10 protein-coding genes are annotated in these 11,603 nt (G+C 71.6%); 5 read left to right on the forward strand and 5 right to left on the reverse strand.

What is annotated here, in order from left to right:
- Nucleotides 1-44: 44 nt before the first annotated feature.
- Together argC and ACIBK3_RS38895 are read right to left on the reverse strand one after the other, a co-directional pair.
- Nucleotides 45-1,073, reverse strand: a complete 1,029-nt coding sequence (gene argC, locus ACIBK3_RS38890; protein WP_399372632.1) for an N-acetyl-gamma-glutamyl-phosphate reductase — start codon at nt 1,071-1,073, stop codon at nt 45-47.
- Nucleotides 1,074-1,311: 238 nt separating this feature from the next.
- Nucleotides 1,312-1,824 carry an AAA family ATPase gene (locus tag ACIBK3_RS38895; protein WP_399372659.1) on the reverse strand — a complete coding sequence of 171 codons (513 nt, stop codon included), beginning with the start codon at nt 1,822-1,824 and terminating at the stop codon, nt 1,312-1,314.
- Nucleotides 1,825-2,191: 367 nt separating this feature from the next.
- Here ACIBK3_RS38895 and ACIBK3_RS38900 point away from each other — a divergent pair, with 367 nt between their 5' ends.
- The gene (locus ACIBK3_RS38900) at nt 2,192-2,869 is read left to right on the forward strand and encodes a LysR family transcriptional regulator (protein ID WP_399372660.1); all 678 of its coding nucleotides are present in this window, start codon (nt 2,192-2,194) and stop codon (nt 2,867-2,869) included.
- A 380-nt stretch (nt 2,870-3,249) separates the two neighbouring features.
- Here ACIBK3_RS38900 and ACIBK3_RS38905 read toward each other — a convergent pair whose 3' ends face one another.
- On the reverse strand, nt 3,250-6,042 hold the full coding sequence (locus ACIBK3_RS38905; RefSeq protein WP_399372634.1) for an AAA family ATPase: 2,793 nt from the start codon (nt 6,040-6,042) through the stop codon (nt 3,250-3,252).
- A gap of 180 nt (nt 6,043-6,222) precedes the next feature.
- On the opposite strand from ACIBK3_RS38905, the gene ACIBK3_RS38910 reads away from it, so the two are divergent.
- The 4 genes from ACIBK3_RS38910 (at nt 6,223) to ACIBK3_RS38925 (ending at nt 9,917) form a co-directional block, all read left to right on the forward strand.
- Entirely contained in the window at nt 6,223-7,137 is a 915-nt protein-coding gene (locus ACIBK3_RS38910; protein ID WP_399372635.1) for an MBL fold metallo-hydrolase, read from the forward strand.
- A gap of 21 nt (nt 7,138-7,158) precedes the next feature.
- On the forward strand, nt 7,159-8,649 hold the full coding sequence (locus ACIBK3_RS38915) for a carboxylesterase/lipase family protein (protein WP_399372637.1): 1,491 nt from the start codon (nt 7,159-7,161) through the stop codon (nt 8,647-8,649).
- Nucleotides 8,650-8,679: 30 nt separating this feature from the next.
- A complete protein-coding gene (locus ACIBK3_RS38920) occupies nt 8,680-9,063 on the forward strand; it encodes a RidA family protein (RefSeq protein ID WP_399372638.1) in 384 nt (127 codons plus the stop codon).
- 191 nt (nt 9,064-9,254) lie between these two features.
- A complete protein-coding gene (locus ACIBK3_RS38925) occupies nt 9,255-9,917 on the forward strand; it encodes a hypothetical protein (RefSeq protein ID WP_399372640.1) in 663 nt (220 codons plus the stop codon).
- A 428-nt stretch (nt 9,918-10,345) separates the two neighbouring features.
- Here the strand turns inward: ACIBK3_RS38925 and ACIBK3_RS38930 are convergent, their stop codons facing one another.
- Nucleotides 10,346-10,726 (reverse strand): hypothetical protein, encoded by a 381-nt coding sequence (locus ACIBK3_RS38930; RefSeq protein ID WP_399372641.1) that lies wholly within the window; start codon nt 10,724-10,726, stop codon nt 10,346-10,348.
- Nucleotides 10,723-11,412, reverse strand: a complete 690-nt coding sequence (locus tag ACIBK3_RS38935; RefSeq protein ID WP_399372642.1) for an RNA polymerase sigma factor — start codon at nt 11,410-11,412, stop codon at nt 10,723-10,725. Before ACIBK3_RS38935 ends, ACIBK3_RS38930 begins: the two co-directional genes overlap by 4 nt.
- Nucleotides 11,413-11,603 lie beyond the last annotated feature (191 nt).

Below are 11,603 nucleotides of genomic sequence, written 5' to 3' on the forward strand. Positions count from 1 at the left end.
GGCTGTCGTCGTTGTCTGCGGCCCGGTGGCTGCGCGTGCGTCGCTCACGGTGCGACTCCGATCGTGGAAAGACCGAGCTCCTCGGGAAGCCCGAGGGCGATGTTCATGCTCTGGACGGCGCCGCCCGCGGTGCCCTTGGTCAGGTTGTCGATGGCGCTGATCGCGATGATGCGTCCCGCGGCCTCGTCGTACGCGACCTGCACCTGAACGGCGTTGGAACCGTAGACGGACGCCGTGGCGGGCCACTGGCCCTCGGGCAGCAGGTGGACGAACGGCTCGTCGGCGAAGGCCTTCTCGTAGGCGGCGCGGAGGGACTCGGCGGTGACGCCGTCCTTGGCCTTCGCGCTGCACGTGGCGAGGATCCCGCGGGGCATCGGCGCGAGGGTCGGCGTGAAGGAGACGGAGACCGGCTCGCCCGCCGCCGCGCTGAGGTTCTGGATCATCTCGGGCGTGTGCCGGTGGACGCCGCCGACGCCGTACGGCGACATGGAGCCCATGACCTCGCTGCCCAGCAGATTCGGTTTGGGCGTCTTGCCCGCCCCGGAGGTGCCGGAGGCGGCGACGATCACGGCCTCGTGCTCGGCGAGCCCGGCGTCGTAGGCGGGGCAGAGGGCGAGCGAGACGGCGGTCGGGTAGCAACCGGGCACCGCGATGCGCTTGGACCCCGCGAGCCGAGCGCGGCCACCCGGCAGCTCGGGAAGGCCGTACGGCCAGGTTCCGGCGTGCGGGGAGCCGTAGAACTTCTCCCAGTCGGCCGCGTCCCGCAGCCGGAAGTCGGCGCCCATGTCGACGACGAGCACGTCCGGGCCGAGCTGCTCGGCGACGGCGGCGGACTGCCCGTGCGGCAGTGCGAGGAAGACGACATCGTGTCCGGCGAGGACGTCGGCGGTCGTCTCCGTCAGGACGCGGTCGGCCAGCGGCAGCAGGTGCGGCTGGAGCGCGCCGAGCTTCTGACCCGCGTTGGAGTTGCCGGTCAGGGCGCCGATCTCGACCTCGGGGTGCGCCAGGAGCAGCCGCAGGAGCTCCCCGCCCGCGTACCCGCTCGCTCCGGCCACTGCCGCACGTACCGCCATGTCATCCTCCTCCTGGATGGCATGACTATACGTTTCGCTGCACGTTTATGCAATCCGCCTGATCGCCAGTACCGCTCGGCTGAGTGTGACTGAGCGCTTCAGTCGGCGAGCGAGTGGTTGAGCCGGCGAGCTACGTCAGCAGCCCGCGGAGAGGCGCGTGCCGGCCTGGGGCAACACGACAGCGGCACAGCAGGCCGACACGAACGCCGTCAAGACGCTCCCAGACGGGACAGCCGGGTCAGCTGTCGGTGCACGAGGGCCAGTGGTCCAACGCCCACTCCGGCCAGCCCGGCCAGCCCGCCGGCGGGGCCGGAATCTCGCCGCCGTCGAGTTCGGCGACGTCAGGCACCTGGAACCTCTCCCGCCATCGGTCTATGTCGGCCTCACTGATCGGGAACGTCTGATGCGGTGCCGTCGCCTGGCGGTGCGCGATGCGGGCGAGCTGGACGTCCTTGTCCACGGGCAGGTAGACCACCTGGCATGCTGCCCCGACCGACCGTGCCAGCCAGCGCAGTGCCGACCGTTCATCGCGGTCCCAGAGCCCGAAGTCGAGCACGACGCTGGTCCCCAGCCGCAGCGCCTGCAGGGCGACCGAGATGAGCCGCCCTTCGAGCACAAAGCGCTTGCCGTCGGCCATCGAATCGCCGAAGAGCGGGCCCATCCAGTGATCCGGGGTCAGCCGCAGCGCCAGATGCGTTACGGCGAGCTCATTGGCCCGGGTGGTCTTCCCGGCTCCGGGGAGTCCGACCATCAGGAACAGGGTGGCGACACCCGGGTCCCGCGTGACCACGGGTCCGGCTGCATGCGGGCACGGGAACGGGAACGGGTTTTCGTACTGTGAACCGAAACGCTGCGACTGAGACATGTCTCCCCTGATCAGGCAGGATGGCCCGGCAGTCCAGAAACAAGTGTGTGACTGCCGACAGAACACTGATCCGGCGGTACATCAGCAAAGGGCCGTAGTTACGGCAACCTCGGATACCGCCGCAAAACGGCGGTACGGGTAGTCATAGCGGCGCAGCAGCACATGCCCGCACCATAGCCGACCCGGACGTCGATCCGCGGGGGTCAGGTGCGGCGGAGCGCGTCCAGATGGTCATGGGCGGGGGAACGGCCACCTGCGCCAATACGAATACGCCCTGGCCGTCGCCGAGGACGGCTCCATGACGGCGGCAGCAGAACGTCTGCGGGTCACCCAGCCCTCTCTGTCGCAGCAGATCGGCACCTTGGAGACGCACCTCGGGGTGCAGCTGTTCACCCGCACCCCGAGCGGGGTGACGGTGACGGTGGCAGGGCGGGCCTTCCTCGCGGAGGCGGAGATCGCGACGACCACATCCCGGCGTGCCATCACGGCCGCCCGCGCCGCCAACGGAGAACTGGAAGGCGAACTCATCATCGCTGTCCACATGGGCCTGGGAGCACGCCAACTGCCCCAGACACTGGGGCAACTGCGCAATCGCCACCCGAAGCTGCAGGTGACTCTCCACGAGGAGCCCGATCCCACGGACATGGAACGACTGGTCCGCCAGGGAACCCTCGACATGGTCCTCGTGCACCGCATCACCGCCGGGTGCACCTTCGACACTCACCCTCTGGGCGAGGAAGCCTACGTCGCCGTCCTGCCGAAGGGGCACCCGCTTCTCTCGGACGGCGCCCCCCTGCGCCTTGAAGACCTGGCGTCAGAGGGATGGATCCGGTTCAGAGTGAGGAACTGGTTGCGGGGGTGCAGGTCGCTGCTCGCCAACGAGGTGACCACCACTGTGAAGCCGCCGGCCAGAAGTACGACCGAGGGCTGATCCCGTACCGTCAGCGCGGCCAGGGTGAGAGTGAGGCCGAGGACGGCACGCAGCCCGGCGGTCAGACGCAGCAGCCCCGGGTCGGCTGCGGCAACCCGGTCCCGTAGCGACGCTGTTTTCGCAGCCACCGTGGATTTCCGTTCCTTCGCCGTGGTCGGCCGCTCCCGTACGGCCCCGACGAGCGGGGCCGTGTGCAGCCCGGGACCACTGGCCTGGGCCCCGCGTTTTCACAAGGCCTTGGGGACAAGTGGGGGCCTCGGGGTACCAGGGCGAAGGGGTCGCCTGGCCGGTTACTGCTTCCTCGCCCGTGTGGCCAGTCTGGTCCGGCGGGATGGCGGGCGGTATGCGTCAGGTGACTGCTTCCACGGCCAGGGGTGCCCTTAGGGGCCCTGGTGGCCGGCCGTCGCGAGGGTGCCCTCGATGAGGTCGCGCAGCTGGGATCGGGCGGTGATGCCCAGCTTGGGGAAGCTGCGGTAGAGGTGCGAGCTGACCGTGCGCGGGGAGAGGAAGAGCTTTTCGCCGATCTCCCGGTTGGTCAGCCCGCGGGCGGCGAGCCGGATGATCTGCTGCTGTTGCGGGGAGAGTTCGGCGAGCGCGTCGGGGGCCGCATCTGTGACGTCGAGGCCGGCGGCGCGCGATTCGGCCCGGGCACGCTCGACCCACGGGCGTGCGCCCAGGCGCCGGAAGGTCTCCAGGGCCTCGGTGAGCGGCCCACGCGCCTCTGCGATGCGCCGACGGCGTCGCAGCCACTCGGCGAGGTCGAGCAGAGTCTGTGCGCGTTCGAAGGGCCAGTACTCCAGTACCGGATCCGCCAGAGCCGCCCGGAAGTGCGGTTCGGCGTCGTCGGGGTCCGCCAGCAGGCCACGGGCTCGGCTGATCAGCGCACGCAGACGAGGTGAAGCGTTGTCCGCCAGCGCGGATGCCGAGCGCTCGACGATCAGGGCAGCCTCCTCGTGGCGGCCGCAGCGCACAGCGGCGGCGGCCAGATCCGCGAGGGCCGGGTAGGAGGCGTGGTAGTGCACGGGCGCGCCGTCTGCCGTGAAGACCATGCGGAGTTGGCCGTACGCGGTCTCGTAGGCGCCTTCCGCGGCTGCCGCGGCACCGAGCGCACGATGGGCATAGACGGCGACCGAGCGGCTTTCCAGCGGATCGATCAGAGCGAGCGCGTCCTCGGCCCGGGTTCGGGCCGAGGACGCATCGCCCTGGAAGGCCAACAGGGTGGCGTCCACGGTGGCCGCACAGGCCACGGCGTGGTCGAGGCCGGCCACCCGGCCGACCGCGGTGGTGCGGGCGCAGGCCTCACGGGCCTGTTCCCACCTTCCTCGCTCCAGGTAGGCCCAGGCGACCGCGCCGCCCAGACCCTCGGGCAGTGCTCCCTGCAGCTCCCAGCGGTCGAAGGCCTCGTCGAACGCGCGGACGGCCTGTGGGGTCTCGTCCAGGAGCCACGCCATGATCCCGACGGCGGTGAGCCGCTCCGGCCGCTCTTCCGCCTCGGCGGCCAACTGCGGCAGCAGGCAGACGAGTTGGGCCCGGTCGTCGAAGGGGTCCGACACGGCCCTCACCCAGGTGCGCAATCCTGTGTGTGAGGCGTTCTCGGGAAGGCGCCGCAGGATTTCCTGGATGCGGTGGCGCTGGGTGTCCTCTCCGGAGTAGAAGCGGACCACGGCGGCGCCGGCCACGAGGTCAAGCCCGGCGGCGGGCTGGGAGGCCGCCAACTGCTCGGCCGCGTCGGCCAGTCGGGAGAAGACCACGGTGTGGCGCACCGTCAGGACCGCCAGCCGTCCGGCCTGCACGGCGGCGGAGGCCAGCAGGGTTGCGTCATCCGTGCGCGCGCGTGCCGCGGCGACCAGTTCCTCGACCCAGGCGATGTCTCCCGTGAACACGGCCGCCGCGGCGGCTTCGACCAGCAGCCGGGCACTGTCCTCGCGCTGCGGTGCGAGTTCCGCGGCGCGCTGCAGGGCCTGGGCCGCCGCCGCATGGCCGCCGCGGCGGCGGGCCCGGCCGGCGGTCCGCTCCAGCTCCGCCGACGCGGCCGCGTCCGGGTGCGGGCAGGCGGCGGCAAGATGCCAGGCACGCCGGTCCGGTTCGGCCCGCAGCATCTCGGCGAGCGCGAGGTGAGCCTCGCGCTGGGCGCCCGAGGACGCGGCGTGATACACGGCGGACCGGACCAGTGGGTGGCGGAACCGGACGTCCCGGCCGGTCCGCCGGACCAGCCCCGCCTGCCCGGCCGGCAGCCAGGCCGCGTCCTCGGCGCGCGGCAGCCCCGCCGAGACGGCGATCGCGGAGTCGGCGCTGTCCATGGCGGCCAGGAGCAACAGCGCCCGCATGGTGGAGGCGGGGAGACTGTTCAGGCGGGCGGCGAAGATCCGCTCCAGGTGATCGGTGAGCGGAAGCGGACCCGCAGACGGCAGCCCCGAGGCCGTGTCCTGTGCTGAGGCTGTCCTCGTCAGTTCCACCAGCGCCAGCGGGTTGCCTCCTGCCTGGTCGAGGATCCGCGACCTGGTGTGCCCGGTGGGGCTCTTCGGCTGCAGGTCCAGCAGCTGATTGGCCGCGGTTTTGTCGAGCGGTCCCAGGGTGAGCATCGGCACATGACGGTCGAATCCCGGAAGGTGATCGCCGCCACGGGCACCGATCAGCATGGTGACCGGTTCACCTTCCAACCGTCTGGCAACGAAGGACAGCACATCCAGGGAAGCACGATCGAACCACTGCGCATCGTCCAGCACCACGAGCACGGGATGGTGGTCGCCCAGGCCTGACAACAGGCTCAGGACGGCGACCCCGACCAGCATGAGATCGGGTCCCGGCGTGGCCGACCCCTCGCCGAAGGCGTCCTGCAGCGCCGCGCGCTGCCTTTCTGGCAGCGCGTCCACCTCGGCCGGCACCGGCCGCAGCAACTGATGCAGTGCGGAGAACGCCAGGCTCGACTCCGACTCGCTCCCCTGGGCCCGCAGTACGCGAGCGCCGCCGGCTTCAGCCCGGCGCACCGCGTGCTCCAGCAGCGCGCTCTTCCCCGTGCCCATGTCACCGACCAGCATCAGCACCGGGTCGGACGACACCGAGTCCACCGCACGAAAGAGGCGTGCCAATTCCGCGTCCCGGCCGACGATCAGCTCCCCCGGATCCGGCTCCGGTCCCATGACCGCACCGCGGTCGCCTGTGTGCTCGTCCACGGAGTCTCCCGGAATTGCGGCTTTCGATCTCAGTCGCCTTGCCCTGGCCCGCCCAGGCTACAAGCGGCCGGGGCCCAGTGCCCGGGCCATGCGCGCAGGTGCAGTCACGTTACGGATACCGCGCGCGCCGAGGCCGCTCGTACGGTTCCAGGAAATCCTCCACATCCCCAAGGACGCCCCATGGAACAAATCACGCTCGGCAACGTCACCATCACACGGGTATGGGAGTATTTCGGTTCCGTCGAAATGACGCCCGACACCTTCTTCCCCGAAAGTCCGAAGGAAGTGTGGAACGACGGCGCATCCTGGCTGGCCCCGCATTTCCTCGATTCCGAGACCAATATCGTCAATTCCGCGATCCAGACCTGGCTGCTGCGCAGCGGAGGCAAGACCATCCTCGTCGACACCGGCGTGGGCAATCACAAGGACCGCCCGTACGCGCCGGTCTGGAACCGCCGCGAAACAGGCTTCCTGGCCAATCTCGCGCGCGCCGGCGTCGCGCCCGAGGACGTGGACATCGTGATCAACACACATCTCCACATCGATCACGTCGGCTGGAACACGTACCTGAACGGCCGACAGTGGATACCCACTTTCCCCAACGCCACCTATCTGATGCCGAAGGACGACTTCGACTTCTGGAATCCCGAGAACGAGCACAAGCCCCTGCTCGGCCGCGGCAACCAGAACGTCTTCGAGGACAGCGTGGCCCCGGTGCACCAGGCCGGCCAGACGCTGCTGTGGGAAAACAGCCACCAGATCGACGCCGACCTCCGCCTCGACGCGGCTCCCGGACACACCCCCGGCTCCTCCGTACTGACCCTCACCTCCGGGACGGACCGCGCGGTGTTCGTCGGCGACATGCTGCACAGCCCCGTGCAGATCCTCGAGCCCGACTCCAACAGCTGCTTCTGCGAGGACCCCGCCGAAGCCCGCGCCACCCGCCGCAAGGTGCTGGGCTGGGCGGCCGACAACAACGCACTCGTGATCCCCGCGCACCTGGGCGGCCACGGTGCCGCCGAAGTGGCACGAGAGGGAGACAAGTTCGCCATCAAGGGCTGGGCCCCCTTCGCCCCGTACACCGAGCAGGCCTGAGTCCTGCGGAAAGAACGAGACATGAGCCACCACACCGACCCCGTCGTGACCACGGCGCAGGGAGCCGTCCGCGGTCTGCGCCAAGGCGCCAGCCTCACCTTCCTGAACATCCCCTACGCCGCGCCGCCCCGCGGCGCCGGCCGCTTCGCACCGCCGCAGCCGCACGAGCCGTGGGACGGCGTGCGGGACGCCACCGTGCCGGGTCCCAACGCGCCGCAGTCCGAGCGCAAGCTCGGCAGCGTGGACATGTCCCCCTACTTCGGCACCGGTTGGAGCCGCGGCGAGGACTACCTCACCGTCAACGTCTTCACGCCCGCCGCCGGCGGTGACGAACTGCCGGTCATGGTGTTCGTCCACGGCGGCGGATTCGTCGCCGGATCGACCCGCTCCACGATGTACGACGGCTCCGCCTTCGCCCGCGACGGCGTCGTCCTCGTCACCCTCAACTACCGGCTCGGCATCGCCGGGTTCCTCGACATCCCCGGCGCGCCCGCCAACCGCGGCCTGCTCGACGTCGTCGCCGCACTGGGCTGGGTGCGGGAGAACATCGCCGCCTTCGGCGGTGACCCGCACAACGTCACCCTCTTCGGCCAGTCGGCCGGGGCGACCATCGTCGGCGGCGTCCTCGCCACCCCCGAAGCCGCAGGCCTCTTCCGCCGGGCGATCGTCCAAAGTGGCAGCGGCCTGGGGGCGTTCACCACCGAGCAGGCCGCCCGCGTCACCCAGGCAGCGGCCGAGGCCCTGGGCATCGAGCCCCATGTCGACGCCTTCGCGGAGATCACCGACGAGCGCCTGGTGGAGGCCGCCTCCCGGCTCGCGGGCATCGACCTGCAGACCGGGACGCACCACGATCCGCTGATCGGACTCAGCCCCTTCAGCCTGGTCCTCGACACGCAGCCCGCCGAATCCGTCGCCGCCGGCCTCAGCGCCGACGTCGACCTGCTCATCGGGACCAACACCGAGGAGGGAAACCTCTACCTGGTACCGGTGGGCAAGTACGCCACCTCGACCGCCGGGGACGTCGACGACGTGGCGGCGCGCTCGCACCCGAAGCCGGCGCAACTCGTCGAGACGTACCGGAAGGCACGCCCCGATGCGTCCTTCGGCGAGCTGCGCTCCGCCATCATGGGCGACGCACTGTTCGGCGCGGGCAGCTGGGCCCTGACCGACGCACATACCGCCCACCCCGAATCCGCCACCTACGCCTACGAGTTCGCCTGGCGCTCCCACGCTCTGGACGAAGAGCTCGGTGCCACCCACGCGGTCGAGCTGCCCTTCGTCTTCGATCTCGCGCACCTTCCCCAGCTGCACGGCCCAGCCGCCCTGCTCGGCCCCGACAAGCCCCCCGCGGATCTCGCCGCCCGTATGCACGCCACCTGGGTCCGGTTCGCCAGGACCGGCAACCCCGGCTGGGACCCGTACGACGACGAGCGCCGGGCCACGATGCGCATCGACGCCGAGTGGACCCAGGTCGACGACCCCCGCAGCCAGGAACGACAGGCCTGGCGCTGACCCTCCGGCCACCATTCCCAAGGACACACCATGACCAGAACCGTCATCACCACCAAGAACGCACCCTCCCTGCCGGCCCCGCTGTCCCAGGGCATCCGCAAGGGCCCCGTCCTGCAGGTCTCCGGGCAGCTCCCGCTCGATCCGGACACGGGCGAGGTCGTCGGCACCACGGTCGCCGAGCAGACCGAGCAGACCCTGCGCAACGTCACCGCCGTACTCAAGGCGGGCGGTGCGGGCCTGCAGGACGTCGTGATGCTCCGCGTGTACCTCACCGACCCCGCCCACCTGGCCGAGATGAACGGGGCGTACGCGGCAGCCGTCGGCGAGCCCTTCCCCGCCCGCACCACCGTCTACATGCAGCTGCCGCCGGGACTCCTCGTCGAGATCGACGCCCTGGCAGTGCTGGACGACTGACGACGATGGCCGGTCGTCTGACGAGGGCGTGCACCAGCCTGAGGGTTCCGCCGGCGCACCTGCTGGACGCCCTGTGCGCACTCGCCGGACGACCGGCGTCCTCCTGCGGGCCTCATCCCGTACGTCGCGTCCACCGGCAGGTGCTCCAAGCAGTGGGGTCCTCGCCGCTGGGCGCGCTGCAGCCAGGCGATGTGAGCGCGGCCACGGACGTGCACGCGGGCCTCTTGAACGTCCAAGTCCCGCCCCACGCCGATACGGCCGCCCTCTGCATCCGCCGCACGGTCGACGACCTCGGCTCATCCGACCTGTGGGAGCTGGCCCGCTGCACCGCCCTTACCCGGGACGATCTCACGTGGGGCGCTGCCGCGACCCTGGCGGAGGGACGTCTCGGGAACAGAGACCTTCTGGACGAACTCGCCGCGCACACTCTCGCGGAGGAGATCGCCGAACGGCCCCCGTGCCACTGGGGCCGACACCACGCCGATGCGGTACGCGCCGCGCTGTACCGGAGCCTGGCCGACCTCGCGGATGCCCTTCTGGAAGTGTCGGAGTCGACCCCGACACCCCTGGACTGGACTGCCGACGACAAAAGCGAGAGGTACGCCACCGCGGTGATCGACGGGATGGCATACGGCCTACTGATCCAGACGGCGCGGAACGCGTCCTCGGCCGCCGAGCCCGTCTGGTACCACCCCGCGCTCCCTGCCGCACGCACCGTCTGGCAGTGGCGGATCGCGAGCGGGCCGGCCGACCGTGCCTCCCACGGCTGTGGGCCCTTCCCCTCCGCGCTCGCGGCACGGCACGCCGCCGAGTGCGCGATCACGGCACTTGCCACCGGGAGATGTGACCTGTGAGCAGCCCCTCGGCACGTGGACCTGCGCCGCACCCACACCACGCCCTGTCGCTGCGGGCGTGTCCGGACAGGCCGTCGGCGGCCTTTTCAACTTGGTCCTGGGTGATCTCCCGCAGTGTGGTCACGTTGGCCGCCGTCCACGCGGCGAGGGTCGGCTGGAGGGCGACGAGGTGGCGGCGGATGCCGTCGTAGCCGCGGGCCTCCCCTTGGCGGCGGCCTTGGCCACCTCGGGCCCCGAAGCGCGTGAATCCGGGATCAGCCGCTGCACGAGCGCGCCGGTCGTCGCCTTGCCCGCGCGGTGCGTGCCGTGCGTGCCGTGCGTGCCGTTGAGCCATACGACACGTGACCCCACGCCGGCGCCGTGCGGCCGCGGGAAGGGCACAGCGGACATCCGGTACGGCTTCCCTCGCCCGAGGCGCTCAGTCACACCTACCCTCCGTCCGCCCCCGGCACGGCGGTGGGCGTCGGGGCGGGCGACGTCGTGGCGAACGTCGTGGCGACCGCCGAGGGCTGTGGGGACGGAGGCGCCGGGGAGGTGCTGCGGGTGATCGCCGGCGGGGTCTGAGGCCGGATCGGGGGGTGCTCCTCGCGGTGCGTCATCAGGACGACGCCGATCACCACGGCGGCCAGGGCGAGAAGGGCCAGGGCGGCCCGCCGTACCGTGACGCGGGCGGGCAGCGCACCGGACGGCGGGTCCGCGGGGCGCAGATCCGACAGGCCCACGGAGTCGGCCCGCGCCCGCAGGGCGGCCTCCAGCCGGCGTTCCAGTTCCACCGGTTCCAGGCGGAGACCGGAATCCTGTCCGTTCATCGGGAACCTTCCAGGCGTTTGCCGAGGGCGTCCAGGGCACGGCTGGCCGTGGACTTGACGGTGCCCCGGGACAGTCCGAGGGTCTCGGCGATCTGGGCCTCGGTGAGGTGGGACCAGTACCGCAGCACCAGCACCTCTCGCTGGCGTGCGGTGAGGTGGCCGAGTGCTTCGAGTACCTCGCGGTGGTCCTCGTGGAGCAGCACGCGCTCCTCGGGCGGCGGGGCGTGCTGCTCGCGTTCGGGCACGTGGGCGCGGACGGTGCGGCGGCGCCGGAGCACCGACCGGGCGCCGTTGACGACGCTCGTCCGCAGATACGCCTCCGGGTCCTCCACGGCAGCGAGTCTGCGCCCGTGGCGGCGCAGGAGAGCGATGAAGGCGTCCTGGACGACGTCCTCCGCCGTGGGCAGGTCGTCCACCAGCAGCAGCGCCAGACGCACCAGGGAGAGCCGGCGGTGGTGGTAGAGCTGGTCGATACGGAACTCGCGGAACTCGTCGAAGACCGCGGTCGACGGCGGTGGGAGGTCCGGGGCCGCCCGGTCGGCCCCCGCGCCGGCCAGCAGCCGGTCCCGGGCGACCGACAGCGCGCGCACGGCGGCCCGCAGCCACGGCCGCGCCCGCCTCTCGCGGGACGCGGCCGGCGGGTCACTGAGCCGGCTCGGGGCGGCCGGGACCGGTGCTGTCGTCATGGATCTCCTGGGCGGGTGAAGCGGGTCTCTCCGGGGTGGGGCGAGCGTCCTGGACGGTGGATCGCCCCTCGGCGGCGGGGGGCGGGGCCCCCCCCCCCCCCCCCCGGGGGGGGGCCCCGGGGGGCGGGGGGGCCGGGGGGGGGGGGGCGGGGGCCCCCCCCGGGGGCCCGGGGGGGGGCGGGGCGGGCCGG

The organism is Streptomyces sp. NPDC050287, from assembly GCF_044459385.1.
Lineage (GTDB): Bacteria > Actinomycetota > Actinomycetes > Streptomycetales > Streptomycetaceae > Streptomyces.